This is a genomic window from Ornithinibacillus scapharcae TW25, assembly GCF_000190475.1.
Taxonomy (GTDB): Bacteria; Bacillota; Bacilli; order Bacillales; family Amphibacillaceae; genus Ornithinibacillus; species Ornithinibacillus scapharcae.
The window spans coordinates 1-19,231 of the sequence record NZ_AEWH01000044.1 but is presented as its reverse complement, the minus strand read 5'-3'; the positions used below and the strand labels follow the sequence as shown (position 1 = coordinate 19,231).

The window sequence follows — 19,231 nt, the reverse complement described above, 5'->3', positions numbered from 1 at the left end:
CAAGTCTGCATAGATATCACTATGAGTATATAGAGAATCGTAAATGCTCTCTAAAAGCTGGAGGAATGCGACGTGAAAAAGTGGTATCAATTAGATGTAGATCAAGTAGAACAGAAGCTTCAAGTAACTACAAGTAGGGGACTCTCCCCAAAACAAGTGGATCAAAGACAAAAGCAGTATGGCTATAATGTACTGGATTCAGGAAAACAACAATCGAAATGGATTATTTTTCTAAAACAGTTCCAGGACTTTATGGTACTAGTTTTACTTGCTGCGACGTTAATAGCGGGGATGTTAGGGGAATATGTAGATGCAATTGCAATAATGGTCATTGTACTAGTCAATGGATTTATTGGTTATTTTCAAGAGCAAAAAGCAGAAAAGTCCTTAGAAAAGCTGAAGGAATTGTCCGCTCCAATTGCAACAGTCTTACGTGATCAGAAGTGGGAAAAAGTCACATCGAGAGAGCTTGTGATTGGTGATATTGTTAAAGTGAATAGTGGTGACCGTATACCGGCAGATATTCGAATCGTCAAATCCAATAGCTTAGAAACGGAAGAATCTGCTCTTACGGGCGAATCTCTACCAGTTATGAAGCACGCGACAGCTATCATGCGAGATGACCTAGATGCTGGAGACCAGGTGAATATGGGGTTCATGGGAACATTGGTTACGAGGGGATCCGGAATAGGTATAGTAGTTGGAACAGGTATGAATACAGTAATGGGACAAATTGCTTCACTTATGACTAATACGAAAAAAATCCCTACTCCTTTGGAACGAAAACTCGCTGAATTAGGAAAAATTTTAATTGTAGTTGCCCTATTGCTTACTGTATTAGTGGTTGGATTAGGAGTTCTTCAAGGACACCCAGTATATAATATGTTCCTTGCAGGGGTCTCACTTGCTGTAGCTGCTATTCCTGAGGGACTACCAGCTATCGTAACTGTTGCACTCTCACTAGGAGTACAACGCATGATTCGAAAAAAAGCAATTGTAAGAAAGTTATCTGCTGTAGAAACATTGGGGTGTGCTTCAGTCATCTGTTCTGATAAAACAGGAACAATGACTGAAAATCAAATGACAGTAAAGGAAATATTCCTCAATGGAGATACCATTTCCGTTACTGGGGATGGTTTTGATGTTGAAGGGAATTTTTTACTTGGTAAGAAGAAGTTAAGCTCTGACCATCCTAACTTAGAAAAAATGCTCCTATATGGACAACTTTGTAATCATGCAGAATTGCAGGTGAAAAAAGGAAAATATTATGTGGATGGCGACCCGACAGATGGGGCACTAGTTGTCGCTGCAAGAAAAATCGGATTAAATCATTTAAGTGGGGATAATTACACGATTGTTAAAGAAATCCCATTTGACTCTGACCGAAAACGTATGAGTGTAGTCGTTGAAGATGATAAAGGAATGCGTTTTTTAATTACAAAGGGTGCTCCAGATGTATTACTACCTCGGTGTAATTATGTCATGGATGCAGAAGGTAGAAAAATATTAAAGCAACGTGACAGGGACCAAATCGAACAAGCAATTAACGGAATGGCTGATAAAGCATTACGTACCATTGCAATTAGTATGCGCCCATTAACGGATAATACATCACTGGACTCCGGATTTTTGGAGAAGGATTTAACTTTCCTCGGTCTATATGGAATGATCGATCCACCACGTAAAGAAGTAAGAGCCGCAATTCGTGAATGTCGTGAAGCAGGCATTAAAACGGTCATGATTACTGGAGATCATGTAAAAACAGCCAGAGCAATAGCTAGAGACTTAGAGTTATTACCGGATAATGGACTTGTATTAGAAGGAAGTCAGTTAAATCAAATGTCAACAAGTGAACTAGTGGAGGTCATTGAAGATGTTTATGTTTTTGCACGGGTTACCCCTGAGCATAAGCTTAAAATTGTAAAAGCATTTCAAGAACGTGGACATATTGTTGCCATGACTGGTGACGGCGTGAATGATGCGCCAGCTATTAAAGCAAGTGATATCGGAATAAGTATGGGAATTAGCGGAACAGATGTGACGAAGGAAGCTTCATCGTTAGTTTTAATGGATGATAACTTTGCAACAATAAAGGCAGCTATTCAAGAAGGTCGAAATATCTATGAAAATATTCGCAAATTCATTCGTTATTTATTAGCTTCGAATGTAGGAGAAATTTTAGTCATGCTCTTTGCGGTCCTATTGGGGATGCCTCTCCCATTAGTACCTGTCCAAATCTTATGGGTCAACTTAGTAACAGACGGTTTACCGGCAATGGCTTTAGGTTTGGATAAACCTGAGGATGATGTAATGAAGCGCGTACCACGTCATCCGAAAGAAGGGGTCTTTGCACGTGGACTAGGATTTAAAATTATTTCTCGTGGAATTTTAATTGGTATTGTTACCTTAATAGCTTTTATGGTAACCTATCAAAACAATCCAGATAATCTTCTATATGGACAAACCATTGCTTTTACTACTTTAGTAATGGCACAACTTATCCATGTTTTTGATTGTCGTAGTGAAAAGTCCGTATTTGAGCGTAATCCTTTTGAGAATATTTACCTTGTTCTTGCAGTGATTTCTTCCATTTTATTATTATTAGTTGTTGTATATTGGGCACCATTACAACCTGTTTTCCATACGATGTCTTTAGGCTTACGTGACTGGATGCTAGTTATTGGTTTAGCTTCGTTACCAACTGTACTATTTGGTTTTACCAAAAAATAACGTTTCGCACAATAGCTAGAACGTCAACGATTTATTATATTGAGAAACCCAAACTATTTCATCGAAACTAAAATAGTTTGGGTTTTTATATGGTATATGATTAATTATCATTGTTTATATTAGTTCCCTAGGAGAATTGGGTTTGTTACCATGACATAAAAGGTTATCGATAAAAGCTTACAACATATGGTATAATGACGATAATCAAAAAGTAGGTGATGGATTTGGTAAAAAGTATGACTGGATATGGAACCAGTACATTTCAATTTGAAAATACTTCGATTACTATAGAAATTCGGTCTATAAACCATCGATTTTTAGATATTATTCCGAAGTATCCCAAAACCTTCCTATACTTGGAGGATAAGATTAAAAAGCGTGTTAAATCCTTCTTTCAAAGAGGAAGAATAGAATTACATATAGAAATAGAAGGTACTAACTTTGTAAACAAAACCATAGTGACCGATTGGGAGCTTTTAGACCAGCTGGTTCAGCAAATCAAAACTGCACAAGACCGATATAAACTAAGTGAAGATATTCCAGTATCGTTGTTGACTAGCTTACCAGATATCATAACGGTACAAGAGAATGAAGAGAAACCTAGTGGTCTTCAGGAGAGGCTATTGCAATGTCTGGACGAGGCATGTGAGCAAGTGTTGTTAATGCGTATAGATGAAGGTAAATATCTATTAAAAGATATACTGGAACGAGTATCAGCAATTCGTAACATGATATCCTTGTTAGAAGGAAGAAGAGAAGTTGTGATTCAAGAATATCGCCTTCGTATTCAGGAACGTATTTCTAATTTCGTAGACGGTTCGATTAACCTAGAAGAAGGTCGTATTTATCAAGAGATTGCCATTCTAGCTGAAAAAGGGGATATCACAGAAGAAATAACTAGATTACATAGCCATATCGAACAAATCACCGATTTGTGTAATAGTAATGAACCAATAGGTAGGAAACTAGACTTTATTATTCAAGAGATGAACCGAGAAGTGAACACGATTGGATCTAAATCTACGGACACCAAGATTGGGGAATTGACGGTTGCATTGAAGAGCGAAATGGAGAAAATAAAAGAACAGGTTCAAAATATAGAGTGAAGAACAAAAGTCAGATACTTTTATTTTCCGAGGAAAGCCTTTATAATAGTTTAGAATGATAAGGGGGAAGTAACGTTGGGTCTACAGTTAATAAATATAGGATTTGGTAATGTGGTTTCAGCTAATCGAGTAATTTCGATTGTATCACCTGAATCAGCACCAATTAAAAGAATTATCTCTGTTGCAAGAGATAACAATAAATTAGTAGATGCTACATATGGAAGAAGGACAAGAGCGGTAATTATAACGGATAGTGACCATGTTGTACTTTCTGCAGTCCAACCAGAAACAGTTGGACAACGCGTGTTAAGCCATGAAGAAATGACAGATGAATAAACCGCATAATCTTTAGGAGGAAATAATTTGATAGAAGAAAAAGGGATCTTATTTATTCTATCTGGACCGTCTGGAGTTGGGAAAGGTACGGTTAGGAAAGAACTTTTTGAACGAAAAACAGAATTGCGTTACTCGATTTCGATGACTACCCGGGATAAACGACCTGGTGAAGTCGAAGGTGTTGATTATTTCTATCGTTCTAATGAAGAATTTGAGAAATTAATCGAAGAAGGCAAGCTGTTAGAATATGCTAAATTTGTTAATAATTATTATGGTACACCAAAGGACTACGTACTGGAAACATTAGATGCTGGACACGATGTTTTTTTAGAAATAGAAGTACAAGGTGCGTTACAGGTTAAGGAAAACTTTCCTGAAGGAGTTTTTATTTTTCTTTTCCCGCCTAGCTTAGAGGAATTAAAAAACCGAATTGTTAATCGAGGGACCGAAAATGAAGATGTCATACTTAACCGATTAAAAGAGGCTCGTAAAGAAATTGAGATGATGGACGCATATGACTATGTTGTTGTAAATGACGATGTGGATAAAGCAGTTGCAAAAATTCAATCCATTATTCAAAGTGAACATTGTAAGAGAGAACGTATTGCAGCACAATATAAGAAATTATTGGAGGATGAGTTATCATGATGTTAGAACCATCAATTGACGCATTACAAGAAAAGATTAAATCAAAATATTCTTTAGTAACATTATCAGCAAAAAGAGCTAGACAATTACGTGAGACTAACAATTTAAAAATTGAAAACCCAAAATCACATAAGTTTGTTGGTATGGCTTTAGAAGAAATAGCTGCAGATGAGCTGAAATTAGAAGTTAAAAAATAATAAGGATTAATCCCTTGCATGTTATGATGTAAGGGATTTATTTTTATTCTCGGTGTCAAAATGCCCAAAATGGATATTAACTTTATACAATCTGATGATAATCCGAAAGTGAAACTGCCTCTTCCATCGCATATCAAGGTTGATAAGTAAGGGGAGTTCAAGGTATAACTAGACTAGAAGATTATTTTGAGTGGAAAGGTGTTCTATTGATGCAAAATAAAAATATTTTGCTTGGAGTGTCAGGTGGTATTGCTGCTTATAAAGCATGCGCACTAGTAAGTAAATTAACCCAACAAGGTGCTATTGTGAAAGTTTTAATGACTGAAAGTGCCACTAAATTTGTTTCGCCATTAACATTTCAAGCGTTATCACGAAATCCTGTATATATGGATACATTTGATGAAAAAGATCCTGAGAAAATTGCCCATATTGATTTAGCGGATTGGGCCGATATCTTTTTACTTGCACCAGCTACAGCGAATATAATTGGCAAAATTGCTAATGGGATAGCGGACAACATCATTACTACAGTGTTGCTAGCAACGAAGGCAGACGTTTATATAGCTCCAGCCATGAATGTTAATATGTATGAGCATCCGGCAGTTATTAAAAATATGCAGATATTAGCGGATTATGGTTATCACTTTATTGAACCAGGTGCAGGATATTTAGCATGTGGCTGGATTGGCAAAGGAAGATTAGAAGAACCGGAGACTATTATTGAAGTGCTAAAGGCACATCAGCAGACCGATAAGCCTCTATTAGGGAAGAATGTATTAATATCTGCTGGTCCAACCAGAGAGATTCTTGATCCTGTTCGATTTTTTTCTAATCGTTCAACAGGTAAAATGGGATTCGCACTAGCTGAGATTGCGGCAGAGTTAGGAGCGAATGTTACATTAGTAACCGGTCCGGTAAATCTGGATGTAGCAAACAATTTAATTAGACGGATTGATATAACAACTGCTGAAGAGATGTATCAAGCAATGACAAGTGAATTTCCAAGACATGATATTGTTATTAAAGCAGCAGCGGTAGCAGACTATCGACCGAAAGAGATATTCGAAAACAAATTGAAAAAACTAGATGGACCAATGCAATTGGAGTTAATAAGGACGAAAGACATCCTACAATCGCTTGGCGAACAAAAAACGCACCAATTTTTAGTTGGTTTTGCAGCAGAAACACAGAATGCTATTGAATATGGTATGGACAAGCTCAAGCGTAAAAACTTGGATGCAATAGTGATTAATAATGTTTCTGAGGCAGGAGCAGGATTTGGTACTGATACAAATATAGTATCTTATTTGAATAGGAACCATGAAGAAAACAAGATCCCATTAGCTTCTAAGAGAGAAGTTGCTAAAGAAATATTTAAGTTGATTTTAAGAGACATGAAGGATGAAGAAGCGTGAGTATTGCGAAGGTAATAGTCGATGTTCAAGCAAAATCGATTAATCAGACATTTGATTATCGGATTCCCGAAAGATTTCACGATATAATATCAGAAGGAATGCGAGTTATTGTACCATTCGGACCAAGGAAAATAACTGGATTTGTTGTAGAGATTAAGAATACTTCAGAATTTGACAAACTAAGAGATATTATCGATGTACTAGATATCCAGCCTGTGTTAACAAAAGAACTATTAGAATTAGGGAAATGGGTAGCAGAAGATACGTTAACCATGTACATTACCGCGTATCAGGCAATGCTGCCTCAAGTATTGAAAGCACAATACAAAAAAGAATTGGTACGAAATACACATGAACCCCTCGCAGATGAGTTTGAATACCTATTTGCAGGGAGGGATGTTATCGCATATGAGGAATTTGTACAGTCGAATATCCCGTACTCAAAGCTACAACATGCCGTACAAGAAACATTAATTTCCATTAATTATTTGGTGAAATCAAAAATTACGAAGAAACAGGTTACCGTTATTGAGCCTGTAAAAGAAAGTTTTTTGTTAGAAGAAGCTTTGATGGATTTATCTCCTAGTGCTAAGAAACAAAGACAATTAATCTCATTTTTTATTCAAAATCCAGATCCTATTGAACAAGCTAAACTATTTCAAATTACCAACACGAATCGCCCTATAGTCAAGGCATTATTGGAAAAGCAATTACTAAGAGAATTTAAAAAAGAAATTTATCGTAATCCGTATGACGATAGTTCCTTTAAGCGCACTTATCCTTTAAACCTAACAGAGCAGCAAGAAAAGGCACTCCAACCAATACGAGAATCTATTCGAAAGATAGAGCATGATGTGTTTTTAGTGCATGGCGTTACGGGTAGTGGCAAAACAGAAATATACTTACAGGCAATTCAAGAAGTACTTAAGCAAGGGAAAGAAGCAATTGTTTTAGTTCCAGAGATTTCTCTTACACCTCAAATGGTAAATCGTTTTAAGGGTAGGTTTGGTAGTGAGGTGGCGGTTATGCACAGTGGGCTTTCAAGTGGTGAGAAATACGATGAATGGCGTAAAATTCAAGCCAAAGAGGTAAGAGTTGTGGTTGGAGCTAGGTCAGCAATTTTCGCTCCGTTTGAAAATCTAGGTATTATTATCATTGATGAGGAACATGAAACGACGTATAAGCAGGAAGATCAACCACGATATCATGCAAGAGATGTGGCTATTAAGCGGGGACAGTCCCATAATTGTCCAGTTGTTTTAGGGAGTGCAACACCTACATTAGAATCGTATGCCCGTGCGCAAAAGGGAGTGTATCAATTATCTACCCTTGATCAGCGGACAAACGAAAAGGATATGCCTGAAGTTGAGATTATCGATATGCGGGAAGAGTTACATAGTGGTAATCGTTCCATGTTCTCGAAGGCATTAAAAGAGAGTATGGAGGAAGTTATTTCTCGAGGAGAGCAAGTTGTACTGTTATTAAATAGAAGAGGGTATTCCACGTTCGTTATGTGCCGGGATTGTGGTCATGTAAAAGAATGCCCACACTGTGATATCGCATTAACCTTCCATAAGAGAAGTAATCGTTTAAAATGTCACTATTGTTCCTATGAAGAACCAATGCCATTAGTATGTACAGAATGCCAAAGTGACTCTATACGATACTTTGGGACTGGAACACAGAGAGTAGAAGAATCGTTACATGAATTAATGCCACACGCTAGGGTAATTAGAATGGATGTCGATACTACCAGAAAGAAAGGTTCTCATGAAAGACTGCTAAAACAGTTCGCGAATAAAGAAGCAGATATTTTATTAGGAACACAGATGATTGCGAAAGGATTAGACTTCGCAAATGTTACCTTAGTTGGTGTTTTAACTGCTGATTCGATGCTTCATTTACCAGATTTTCGTTCAAGCGAACGCACTTTTCAATTATTGACACAGGTAAGTGGACGTGCTGGTAGACATGAGCTACCTGGCAAAGTAATCGTTCAGACCTATACACCAGAACACTATAGTATTCAATTAGCAAGTGACTATGACTTTAATCAGTTCTTCTTACGGGAAATGCAAATAAGGAGATCATTTCGATATCCACCATATGTTTATTTAGCATTAGTAACGGTTTCACACCCTAACCATGTGCGAGTAGTACAGATTACTCAACGTATCGTTCAACTATTATTAAAGGTAGTAGGAGAAGAGACGATTGTCCTTGGACCAACACCTTCACCAATAGCTAGGATGAAAGATAGATATCGTTATCAATGCATGATAAAATACAAAAATGAACCGAATCTAAGAAGTAATCTTCGCAAAATAATCGATCAGTTCCATGAAGAAATACGGAAAGAGGACTTATTAATCACAATAGATATGCAACCGTATCATTTTATGTAGAAAGAAGGTAATCAAATGAAACGAATCGTATTTATGGGAACTCCTGACTTTTCAGTTCCTATCTTACATAAATTAGTTGAATCGGAATATGAGGTTGTATTAGTCGTCACACAACCAGACCGACCAAAAGGAAGGAAAAAAGTAATTACCCCACCACCAGTAAAAGTTGCTGCCGAATCTCATGGGATACCAGTTTATCAACCTGAAAAGATTCGAAATAACTTTCAAGAAATACTTGATTATAATCCAGACATCATTGTGACAGCAGCATACGGACAAATCTTACCAAAGGATTTACTGGATGGCCCTAAATATGGATGTATTAATGTTCATGCATCCTTATTGCCAGAATTGCGCGGAGGTGCGCCAATTCATTATGCAATCATACAAGGGAAAGAAGAAACAGGTATTACCATCATGTATATGGCAGAGAAATTAGATGCCGGAGATATTCTTACGCAAAAGAGTATTCCCATTGAAATCGACGATCATGTCGGCAGCATGCATGATAAGTTATCACAAATTGGCAGTGAATTGTTAATGGAGACATTACCGCGCCTTTTTGCTGGAGAAATAACACCAATAAAACAAGATGATTCTAAGGCTACATTTGCGGCAAATATCAAACGCGAACAAGAATTAATTGATTGGAATCGTCCTAGCAAACAAATCTATAATCAAATTCGTGGTCTACATCCTTGGCCAGTTGCCTTTACTACTTATCAAGGAAATAATATGAAAGTTTGGTGGGCAGAGCTTACGAACAAACAGTTTGACGGAAAGCCAGGTGAAGTTGTGGAAAAAGAACAAGATGAAGCAGTAATCGTCGTTTGCGGGGATAAGTTGGGTCTAAGATTGACGGAAATTCAACCCGCTGGCAAGAAAAGAATGACTGTACGGGAATACTTGCAAGGTTCCAGTGATCGCATTCAAGTCGGAACTATAATGGGAGAATAGGCATGGGTAAATATCTTCTTAGAAACACCATAATAGATTTATTACTTCGTATCGAGCAAGACAGCGGCTATAGTCATTTACTAATCAACCATGAGATTAAGTCTAATAAAATTTCACCAAAGGATGAGGGGTTACTGACAGAGATTGTCTATGGTACGATTCAACGCAAAATTACATTGGACTACTTTATTGATTACTACTTAAACAGTAAGAAAAAAATCGAACCATGGGTACGTATGCTTCTGAGAATGTCCATTTATCAAATGAACTACCTTGATAAAGTACCAGATCATGCTATCTTTCACGAAGCCGTTGAAATAGCTAAACAGAGAGGACATAAAGGTGTGGCTTCTCTTGTTAATGGAATGCTTCGAACGATACAACGTAATGGTTTACCTGATATTCAAAAAATTCAGGACCCCGTCCAGCGTCTCTCGGTGGAAACAAGTCATCCAGAATGGCTAGTTAAACGTTGGATCGACCATTATGGATATGAAACAACCAAAGAAATGTGTGAAGCAAATTTAACGACAAAGGCTATGTCTGTTCGTATTCAACCATTGAAAATCTCAAGAAAAGATGCAATGGAACGTTTAAACAATGAAGGATATGAGGTATCTGCTTCCATCTTCTCCGAACAGGGCATTATTATTAACAATGGAAATATTCTCAAGTCTTCTCTATTTGAGGATGGACTTGTAACTATTCAAGATCAGAGTTCAATGCTTGTAGGAGAGTTGTTAGATGCTAATGCTGGAGATGTTGTCTTAGATGCGTGCAGTGCTCCAGGAGGAAAAGCAACTCACATTGCTGAAAAAATGGGGAATAAAGGCGTCATTCGTGCCCATGATTTACACAAAAAGAAAATAAAGTTAATAAATGAAAAAGCTAATGCTTTAGATTTATCCATCATAGAGGCGGAGGCAGCGGACGCTCGTAACTTAGGTGAACACTATCAAAATGAAACTTTCGATCGAATCCTAGTTGATGCACCATGCTCAGGTCTTGGCGTTATGCGTGGAAAACCAGATATAAAATATAATAAACAGGAAAGAGATATTGAAAGACTATCCGAAATCCAAAAGGATATTTTGACTACTGTTGCACCACTATTAAAAATAGAAGGTAAACTATTATATAGTACTTGTACGGTTGACCCTATTGAAAATGAAGCAGTGGTAAAGGCGTTTTTAGCAGAACATGAAGACTATCAAATTGATAAACAATTTTTCGAAGAGTTACCAAATGAATTAAAAAATTCCATAGGAGTTTCAGAATATGGATTACAACTTTTCCCACAAAGTTTTGAAACAGATGGATTTTTCCTTACTAGGTTGATTCGTAGATGATCATAAAAAACTGTAGGTAAATAGAGAAAAATTACCAGAAAAGGATATTCTTCTTTGGGATATTGTGTAATACTATAGTAAAAAGTCGTCAAGAACGTACCTATACACATAATTCAATAGAGAAAGTGCCTGTTTTTTCTATTGTAATTTGTTGCTTAAGATAAGGGGTGGAAGAATGGAAGGACACTTTTTGACTGACCGTGGTCAAGTAAGAAGTCATAATGAAGACTCTGGTGGTATATTTTCAAATGGAAACGGCCAATATTTGGCTATTATCGCAGATGGAATGGGTGGCCATCAAGCAGGCGATGTAGCTAGTGAAATGGCAACATCAATCATAGAAGAAAAATGGCGTAAGATTGAGAAATTACTTTCCCCAGAGGAAACAGAGGAATGGCTGAAAAACGCCTTACTAGAGATGAATACATCCATTTATCAGCATTCACTTGAAAAAGAAGAATGTCAAGGTATGGGTACAACCATCGTAGTAGCCGTTTGTACGGAAGAATTTATCTCTGTTGCACATATTGGGGACAGTCGATGTTACCTGTATAATGATTTCAGCTTTAAGCAGATAACAGAGGACCATTCCTTAGTGAACGCTCTTGTACAATCTGGTCAGATTTCGAAAGAAGATGCATTACAGCACCCTAGAAAGAATGTTGTACTAAGAGCATTAGGTACAAGTGAAACCGTTGAACCAGATATACAAACAATAAACTGGGAAGATGGGGATAAGTTATTACTTTGTTCCGATGGGTTAACAGATAAAGTAAGAGATCATGAGCTTGCCGAGTATTTGAAGTCAACAAACGATATCGAAGGCGTAGGGAAACTATTGGTAGATTTAGCTAATGAACGCGGTGGGGAGGATAATGTTTCGCTCATTATATTACAGCATGAAACTTCAGTGGAAGAAGGTGAGCCATCGTGTTAAATGGCCATTTACTAAGCGAACGTTATCGGATTAAAGAAAAAATTGGTGGAGGCGGAATGGCTGATGTCTATCTTGCACAGGACATCATTTTAGATCGTAGAGTTGCCATTAAGGTGTTACGATTAGAATATGCAAATGATGAAGAGTTTATAGCAAGATTTGACCGAGAAGCTCAGTCGGCAACCAGTCTTTCGCATCCGAACGTAGTTACCATTTACGATGTTGGTGAAGAAGAACAAATACTTTATATGGTAATGGAGTACGTAGATGGGATGACCTTAAAGGAATTTATCCAGCGATACGGTCCAATCGATGTACCGGAAGCCATTGAGATTATGAAACAGATTACTGCTGCTATCTCTCATGCTCATGAAAATGGGATTGTACACCGTGACATAAAACCACAAAATATTCTTATTGATACATATGGCCATATCAAGGTTACGGACTTCGGTATTGCTGTTGCATTGAGTGCGACCTCCTTAACACAGACTAATTCTATTTTAGGATCTGTCCACTATTTATCACCGGAACAAGCAAGAGGTGGGTTAGCTACTAAGAAGTCTGATATATATTCACTTGGAATTGTGTTTTTCGAGATGTTGACAGGGAGATTACCTTTTTCCGGGCAGTCCCCGGTATCAATCGCTTTAAAGCATCTTCAAAGTGATACACCTTCCGTAAGGCGATATAGTCCAGATGTGCCGCAAAGTGTGGAGAATATTGTCCTAAAAGCAACTGCCAAAGATCCTTTTCATCGATATGAAACAGTCTATGATATGGAGGAGAGTTTGGAAGTTGCATTAACTCCGGAGAATATTAATGAACCGAAATATATACCACCTACTGAGGTAGGAGAAGAAACGAAAGCAATCCCGATTATAACAGAGAATAATCTTGAAAACATCCATCAGGATACTATTATTCATCAGGCAAATGCTGAAACGAAGAAAGTGGTAGACAAAGGTCAAGATTCTGATAAAACAGGTAAGAAAAATAAAAAGAAAAACAAAAAGAAAAAGCGGAAGAAGAAGGGCTTAATCATTACCATCTCAATTGTAGTCTTGATAATAGCCATCGTAATCGCTTTGTTCCTAGTACCAGGACTATTGAAATCAAAAGAGGTAACAATTCCAGATGTTATTGAGTATGATTACAGAGATGCAGTAGAGGAACTTGAATCGTTGAATCTAGAAGTCGAAAGAGAAGACGTTCCTTCAGATGAAATAGAAGAGGGTAAGGTAGTCAAAACGGATCCTAGACCTGGAAGACCGGTGAAAGAAGGACAAACTATCACCGTATTTGTTAGTACTGGAAAAGAGCGGGATGAATTTGATGACTATACAGGTAGACAAGCTACAGATGCTGAGAGGCTCCTTCGGGAGAAAGGTTATACAGATATTGTAATTTATGAGAAATATTCGGATCGGCCAGCTGGTGAAATAATTACGCAAGTACAACCAAAGCCTGGTGAGGATGTAATCCCTGATGAGACTACTGTTATTTTTGAGGTTAGTCAAGGAACCGAACCGATTCAACTAGATAGTTTAGTTGGGTATACAGAAAACGAGGCTAAAGCACTGTTAGAATCGAAGGGATTAAGAATAAAGGTTCACAAAGAAAATTCTGAAACGATTGCAGAGGGTCGGATTATTAGACAAAATCCCGAAGCGAAAACGGAAGTAAATGAAGGAGACACCATTGATGTTTACGTTTCCATTGGGCCAAAGGAACTTCCTCCTAGAACACATACCGTACAGTTGATTATTGATTACGCTTTGGATGATTCGGATACCCCAGGTGATGATAATGGAGATGACTCTAGTGGTAGCCCAATCCCGCAGGAGGTAAGAATCTATGTTCAAGATATGAATAACCCGGATATATCGATTGTTAAGGATCAGTTCTCCATAACCGAAGATGTCAGAAGAACAATTGATTTAAAAATAGCACCTGGAACACAAGCAAGATATCGAGTTATGCGTGATAACGAGATTATATACGATGAATTAATACCATATGAAGAAGGTGAATAAATGCCAGAAGGCAGAATTATAAAGGCTTTGAGTGGGTTTTACTATGTCCAAGCTACAGAAGGAGTATTTCAATGTAAAAGTAGAGGAGTATTCCGAAAAAAGAACATTACACCGCTAGTAGGAGATTATGTTTCTTTTGATCATCGAGAAGAAAATGAAGGTTATATAACAGAGGTAAAGGTTAGGACGAATGAATTAATTCGTCCTCCTATTGCGAATATAACGCAAGCAATTATTGTAAGCTCTGCGACGATGCCTGATTTTAGCACGACATTATTGGATCGATTCCTAGTCTTAATCGAGGCGAAAGGAATTACGCCAATCATCTTTATTACGAAAACGGATTTACTAACAGATGAACAGATCGTTGATTTAAAAGAATATCAAGCGGATTACGAGGGAATAGGTTATAAGGTTGAGATGTTTTCAGCTAAAGATCCAAAAGAAATGGTTCGTATAAAGGATTACTTAAAGGACCAAGTGACAGTAATCGCTGGACAGTCTGGAGTCGGTAAATCTTCCTTAATTAATGCTTTGAGTCCAGAATCATTACTGAAAACTGCAGATATTTCTAAGAGTTTAGGAAGGGGTAAGCACACTACTAGACATGTTGAATTGATAGAAATAAACAATGGATTAGTAGCAGATACCCCTGGATTTAGCGCTTTAGACTTTAGTGAAATTGAAGCAGATGAACTTTCTAGTTGTTTTCCGGAAATGAGAGAACGATTGGAGAATTGCAAGTTTAGAGGGTGTCTTCACGCCAAAGAACCTAAATGTGCTGTAAAAGACGCCGTGGAACAAGGAGAAATTCCCATGTACCGATATGAACATTACATTAGTTTTTTAGAAGAAATACAATCACGAAAGCCGAGGTATTAGTATGACAAAAATAGCACCATCAATATTATCAGCAGACTTTGCTAAATTAGGTGAAGAAATTAAAGATGTAGAAATTGGGGGAGCAGACTATATCCATGTGGATGTTATGGATGGTCATTTTGTGCCGAATATAACAATTGGACCGCTGGTAGTTGAAGCGATAAAGCCAATAACTAAATTGCCACTAGATGTCCATCTAATGATTGAAAATCCAGATCACTATATTCCTTCTTTTGCGAAGGCTGGTGCTTCCATTATTACGGTACATCAAGAGGCAACTGTACATTTACATAGAACCATTCAGTTAATTAAATCACATGGTATCAAAGCGGGAGTTGCTATTAATCCTGCTACCCCTGCGGAAATGATAAGAGAAATACTACAGGAAGTTGACCTTGTACTAGTTATGACAGTGAACCCAGGTTTTGGTGGTCAATCCTTCATTTCATTAACATTGGATAAAATCAGACAGATAGCTAAGTGGCGTGAGGAATATGGTCTATCTTTTGAGATAGAAGTAGATGGTGGAGTGAATGTTACAACAGCAAGAACATGTGTGGAAGTAGGAGTTGATGTATTAGTTGCAGGAAGTGCAATTTATGATCAATCAAACCGAAAAAAAGCAATAGAAGATATTCGTCACGCAGCAAAAGGATAAAAGACTTATGTTGAGTGTGGCAATCATTGGTAGTGGACCCGCTGAATTGATTCCAGATTTATCCAAGTATCGAGAAGAAATCGATATATGGATAGGGGCTGATAGAGGAGCTTTAGTGGCAATACAGAATCATCTGAAGCTAGCCCATGCTATTGGAGATTTTGACTCTGTTGACGAAACAGAATTACTTACCATCAAGAATTATGCAAAACATATAGAGCTATATCCAGTTGAAAAGGACAAGACAGATTTAGAATTGGCTTTACAGAAGGCACTATCGTTGTCGCCTAGTACTGTCTATTTAATGGGTGTAACCGGAGGGCGTATGGATCACACCCTTATCAACATTCAACTACTAAATCAACTTAAGGAAGAAAATATTCATGGTATTATAGTTGACCAGTATAATCGAATCGAGCAGTTTCATCCAGGTACACATATGGTTGAAAGGGATGCTACCTATCCAACTATTTCGTTTGTACCACTAACAACAGAGGTTAAGGGGTTAACTTTAAAAGGATTTTACTATCCCCTAACAGAAGCAACAATAATAATGGGCTCAACCTTATCAATTTCAAACAAGCTTATCGCAAATTCTGGTACTTTTTCTTTTATGAAAGGCATAGTATTAGTTGTAAGGAGTCGTGGATAAAAAACGATTCATGTATCGTGTTTGTAAATTGGAGGAGGGCGAACTTATGAAATTTTATACGATTAAGCTCCCTAGAGTACTTGGTGGATTTGTAAGGGTAATGATTGGGATTTTTAAAAAGGAGAAATAGTGCTTCGCATGCTTTTGTCAATGATTGGCAGAAGCTCTCTTTTTTTGTGGATTAGTTATCTTCCACACCAGATCATGAAACGTAAAATACACCATTATGATAAAATGTAAAAAGCACCCAGTTTACTTTGGGTGCTTTTGGCTAATAACTAATGTATCGGTGTAAAATGAATAGGTATATAAATTATACGCGTTCCACTTTACCTGATTTAAGTGCGCGTGCAGAAACATAAACACGTTGTGGTTTTCCGTCAACCATAATACGAACTTTTTGCACATTAGCTTTCCATTTACGTCTATTGGAATTCATAGCGTGTGAGCGTTGGTTTCCACTACTAGTTTTACGACCAGTAACAACACATTTTCTTGCCATGGTAATCCCTCCTACTCTTAACAAAAGTCAATTTAATACTTATACAATTTACCATAAGTGAGAAAAGAATGCAATGGTTATGCAAAGAATTATCACTTGACAGATTGATGGGAATCGTTCATTGTTATAAGAGGCGAAAAGCTTATCTAAGCTCGCTACATAATTGGATTGTACACTTGAGAACTGGACTTATTTATTATTATTACGTAGAGAACCTTGAAGTGCAAAAGCGTATATTCTGTAGTAAAATATCCTTAAGATTAAAGAAGCTCAGAAGGAGGATTATTATGTCCATTGAATTGAATACTAAAGATGGTCATGTAACCATTACGAATGAAGTAATTGCAACAATCGCTGGTGGTGCTGCTGTTGAGTGCTATGGTATTGTTGGAATGGCTTCAAAAAGTCAAATCAAAGACGGTATAGCAGAGATACTTCGAAAAGAAAATTATTCTCGTGGAATCATCGTTAGACAAGAAGATAATTCCCTACATATTGATATGTATATTATTGTTAGCTACGGCACGAAGATCTCAGAGGTGGCTCATAATGTGCAATCACAAGTCAAATATACTTTAAGTAAAACATTAGGACTCGACATTGATTCCGTAAATATCTTCATACAAGGAGTACGTGTAGCAAAAGATTAATTTTTGCTCACCTGATTTAGAGGGAGGAACTATTGTGGCAGTACAAAAGCTAGACGGCATTACTTTTTCGCAAATGGTATTGACAGGAGCTCACCATTTAACTAATAATGCCAAAAAAATTGATGCGCTTAACGTTTTTCCAGTGCCAGATGGTGATACTGGAACAAATATGAACTTATCGATGACTTCTGGCGCAAATGAAGTGAAAAAAACCAAATCTGAAAATATTTCTGTGGTTGCTCAAGCGTTCTCAAAAGGTTTATTAATGGGAGCGAGAGGGAACTCGGGTGTAATTCTATCACAAATCTTTAGAGGGTTCGCGAAAGGGATGGAAAATAAATCATCACTGACTACAGATGATTTAGCTATTGCTTTTGACGCTGGAGTTCAAACAGCTTATAAAGCTGTTATGAAGCCTGTAGAAGGTACAATCTTAACTGTTGCAAAAGATGCAGCAAAGAAAGCTGTAGAGATTGCGGGAGAAGAAGATGATATTATTATCATGATGGAGAAAGTACTACAGGAAGCTAAAGCTTCTTTAAAACGTACTCCGGATCTTTTGCCAGTATTAAAAGAAGTTGGTGTAGTGGATTCTGGTGGTCAAGGGCTTGTAACGGTTTACGAAGGGTTCCTAGCCGCATTAAAAGGTGAAGAATTGCCTGAGGGTGTTGACACCGTTGAAATGGAAGATATGGTAAACGCTGAACATCATAAAGCACAGGACTTCATGGATACTTCCGATATTGAGTTTGGTTATTGTACGGAGTTCATGGTTAAGTTTGAAGAGGAAAAATTACATGATAATCCATTTGATGAGACAGCATTCCGTAATGAATTAAGTCAGCACGGTGACTCACTACTAGTTGTATCAGATGAAGAGGTTGTAAAGGTTCATGTTCACACAGAATATCCGGGAAATGTGTTAACAATTGGGCAACGTCATGGTAGTTTAATCAATATGAAGATTGAAAACATGAGAGAGCAGCATACTGCAATCGTTGGAGATAAAAAAGATCAAAAGGTAGCAAAAGAAAAAGCTGATTTTGGTATCGTTACTGTTGCAATGGGCTCTGGTCTAAAGAATCTCTTTGAAAGCTTGGGGGCTACTGTCGTTATAGAAGGTGGACAGACTATGAATCCAAGTACGCAAGATATTACAGACGCTATTAAGCAAGCTAATGCTAAGAATGTAATTGTTCTGCCGAATAATAAGAATATTGTTATGGCTGCGGAACAGGCTGCAGAGCTTGCTGAAGATAATGTTGCTGTAGTGACTACAAAAACAATTCCGCAGGGTATTAGTGCATTGTTAGCATTCCATCCTGATGAGGATTTAGAAGTTAATAAAAATAACATGTTAGAAGCAAGTTCTCATGTCAAGACAGGACAAATCACCTATGCAGTAAGAGATACACAAATCGACGGTATCTCAATTGAAAATGGTAATTTTATGGGTATTGCAGATGGAAAGATTGTTACAACTCATAAAGAACGCTTTGAAGCTGTAAAACAATTATTCCAAGAGCTAATTACTGAAGATGATGAGATTTTAACGATTCTATCTGGTGAAGATGTGTCAGAAGAGGAAGTTAAAGAGTTGGTCAATTTTATTGAAGAAAACTATGAGGATGTAGAAGTGGAAGTTCATAATGGTAATCAACCGATTTATTCTTATATCTTCTCGGTAGAGTAATCTGGACATACCGTAGCATTCCTTATGAAGATGGCCCAAGTATCGCTTCCAAAGGGAAGCTTGGACCATTGTTTACTC

General features: G+C 37.4%; 18 protein-coding genes. 17 read left to right on the top strand and 1 reads right to left on the bottom strand.

The features are described from left to right. Positions 1-72 precede the first annotated feature (72 nt). The 15 genes from G5W_RS0111225 (at position 73) to spoVM (ending at position 16,438) form a co-directional block, all read left to right on the top strand. The gene (locus G5W_RS0111225; RefSeq protein WP_010096739.1) at positions 73-2,730 is read left to right on the top strand and encodes a calcium-translocating P-type ATPase, SERCA-type; all 2,658 of its coding nucleotides are present in this window, start codon (positions 73-75) and stop codon (positions 2,728-2,730) included. A 224-nt stretch (positions 2,731-2,954) separates the two neighbouring features. Continuing rightward, positions 2,955-3,836 (top strand): YicC/YloC family endoribonuclease, encoded by an 882-nt coding sequence (locus G5W_RS0111220; protein ID WP_010096738.1) that lies wholly within the window; start codon positions 2,955-2,957, stop codon positions 3,834-3,836. 75 nt (positions 3,837-3,911) lie between these two features. After that, on the top strand, positions 3,912-4,172 hold the full coding sequence (gene remA, locus G5W_RS0111215) for an extracellular matrix/biofilm regulator RemA (protein WP_010096736.1): 261 nt from the start codon (positions 3,912-3,914) through the stop codon (positions 4,170-4,172). A 27-nt stretch (positions 4,173-4,199) separates the two neighbouring features. Continuing rightward, entirely contained in the window at positions 4,200-4,820 is a 621-nt protein-coding gene (gene gmk / locus G5W_RS0111210) for a guanylate kinase (protein WP_010096733.1), read from the top strand. Further along, positions 4,817-5,017 carry a DNA-directed RNA polymerase subunit omega gene (rpoZ, locus tag G5W_RS0111205; RefSeq protein ID WP_010096731.1) on the top strand — a complete coding sequence of 67 codons (201 nt, stop codon included), beginning with the start codon at positions 4,817-4,819 and terminating at the stop codon, positions 5,015-5,017. The genes gmk and rpoZ overlap by 4 nt, the downstream gene beginning before the upstream one ends. A 206-nt stretch (positions 5,018-5,223) precedes the next feature. After that, positions 5,224-6,432, top strand: coding sequence for a bifunctional phosphopantothenoylcysteine decarboxylase/phosphopantothenate--cysteine ligase CoaBC (gene coaBC / locus G5W_RS0111200; RefSeq protein ID WP_029191098.1), 1,209 nt, complete (start codon positions 5,224-5,226; stop codon positions 6,430-6,432). After that, on the top strand, positions 6,429-8,837 hold the full coding sequence (priA, locus tag G5W_RS0111195) for a primosomal protein N' (RefSeq protein ID WP_010096727.1): 2,409 nt from the start codon (positions 6,429-6,431) through the stop codon (positions 8,835-8,837). The genes coaBC and priA overlap by 4 nt, the downstream gene beginning before the upstream one ends. 15 nt (positions 8,838-8,852) lie before the next feature. Beyond that, a complete protein-coding gene (gene fmt / locus G5W_RS0111190) occupies positions 8,853-9,794 on the top strand; it encodes a methionyl-tRNA formyltransferase (RefSeq protein ID WP_010096725.1) in 942 nt (313 codons plus the stop codon). Positions 9,795-9,796: 2 nt separating this feature from the next. Beyond that, positions 9,797-11,143 carry a 16S rRNA (cytosine(967)-C(5))-methyltransferase RsmB gene (gene rsmB / locus G5W_RS0111185; protein WP_010096723.1) on the top strand — a complete coding sequence of 449 codons (1,347 nt, stop codon included), beginning with the start codon at positions 9,797-9,799 and terminating at the stop codon, positions 11,141-11,143. Between the two features lie 175 nt (positions 11,144-11,318). Further along, positions 11,319-12,080, top strand: coding sequence for a Stp1/IreP family PP2C-type Ser/Thr phosphatase (locus tag G5W_RS0111180; RefSeq protein WP_010096722.1), 762 nt, complete (start codon positions 11,319-11,321; stop codon positions 12,078-12,080). Further along, a complete protein-coding gene (pknB, locus tag G5W_RS0111175; RefSeq protein WP_010096721.1) occupies positions 12,074-14,116 on the top strand; it encodes a Stk1 family PASTA domain-containing Ser/Thr kinase in 2,043 nt (680 codons plus the stop codon). Before G5W_RS0111180 ends, pknB begins: the two co-directional genes overlap by 7 nt. After that, the gene (gene rsgA / locus G5W_RS0111170; protein WP_010096720.1) at positions 14,117-14,998 is read left to right on the top strand and encodes a ribosome small subunit-dependent GTPase A; all 882 of its coding nucleotides are present in this window, start codon (positions 14,117-14,119) and stop codon (positions 14,996-14,998) included. Between the two features lies 1 nt (position 14,999). Next, a complete protein-coding gene (rpe, locus tag G5W_RS0111165) occupies positions 15,000-15,656 on the top strand; it encodes a ribulose-phosphate 3-epimerase (RefSeq protein ID WP_010096719.1) in 657 nt (218 codons plus the stop codon). Positions 15,657-15,663: 7 nt separating this feature from the next. Beyond that, positions 15,664-16,308 carry a thiamine diphosphokinase gene (locus G5W_RS0111160; RefSeq protein WP_010096718.1) on the top strand — a complete coding sequence of 215 codons (645 nt, stop codon included), beginning with the start codon at positions 15,664-15,666 and terminating at the stop codon, positions 16,306-16,308. Between the two features lie 10 nt (positions 16,309-16,318). Beyond that, positions 16,319-16,438, top strand: a complete 120-nt coding sequence (spoVM, locus tag G5W_RS20975; protein WP_337445665.1) for a stage V sporulation protein SpoVM — start codon at positions 16,319-16,321, stop codon at positions 16,436-16,438. 183 nt (positions 16,439-16,621) lie between these two features. Here the strand turns inward: spoVM and rpmB are convergent, their stop codons facing one another. Next, complete coding sequence (rpmB, locus tag G5W_RS0111150; RefSeq protein WP_010096715.1) at positions 16,622-16,810, bottom strand: 50S ribosomal protein L28; 189 nt, start codon at positions 16,808-16,810, stop codon at positions 16,622-16,624. Between the two features lie 287 nt (positions 16,811-17,097). On the opposite strand from rpmB, the gene G5W_RS0111145 reads away from it, so the two are divergent. Both G5W_RS0111145 and G5W_RS0111140 read left to right on the top strand, forming a co-directional pair. Continuing rightward, entirely contained in the window at positions 17,098-17,460 is a 363-nt protein-coding gene (locus G5W_RS0111145; RefSeq protein ID WP_010096713.1) for an Asp23/Gls24 family envelope stress response protein, read from the top strand. Positions 17,461-17,494: 34 nt separating this feature from the next. Further along, positions 17,495-19,153: a DAK2 domain-containing protein gene (locus tag G5W_RS0111140; protein ID WP_010096712.1), complete on the top strand. Its 1,659-nt coding sequence runs from the start codon at positions 17,495-17,497 to the stop codon at positions 19,151-19,153. Positions 19,154-19,231: the final 78 nt, after the last annotated feature.

Bases quoted from the DNA above. Each gene is read 5' to 3' on its own strand.
- rpoZ (WP_010096731.1), top strand. From the start codon at position 4,817: ATGATGTTAGAACCATCAATTGACGCATTACAAGAAAAGATTAAATCA.
- fmt (WP_010096725.1), top strand. From the start codon at position 8,853: ATGAAACGAATCGTATTTATGGGAACTCCTGACTTTTCAGTTCCTATC.
- rsmB (WP_010096723.1), top strand. From the start codon at position 9,797: ATGGGTAAATATCTTCTTAGAAACACCATAATAGATTTATTACTTCGT.
- G5W_RS0111180 (WP_010096722.1), top strand. From the start codon at position 11,319: ATGGAAGGACACTTTTTGACTGACCGTGGTCAAGTAAGAAGTCATAAT.
- rsgA (WP_010096720.1), top strand. From the start codon at position 14,117: ATGCCAGAAGGCAGAATTATAAAGGCTTTGAGTGGGTTTTACTATGTC.
- rpe (WP_010096719.1), top strand. From the start codon at position 15,000: ATGACAAAAATAGCACCATCAATATTATCAGCAGACTTTGCTAAATTA.
- G5W_RS0111160 (WP_010096718.1), top strand. From the start codon at position 15,664: ATGTTGAGTGTGGCAATCATTGGTAGTGGACCCGCTGAATTGATTCCA.
- spoVM (WP_337445665.1), top strand. From the start codon at position 16,319: ATGTATCGTGTTTGTAAATTGGAGGAGGGCGAACTTATGAAATTTTAT.
- rpmB (WP_010096715.1), bottom strand. From the start codon at position 16,810: ATGGCAAGAAAATGTGTTGTTACTGGTCGTAAAACTAGTAGTGGAAAC.
- G5W_RS0111145 (WP_010096713.1), top strand. From the start codon at position 17,098: ATGTCCATTGAATTGAATACTAAAGATGGTCATGTAACCATTACGAAT.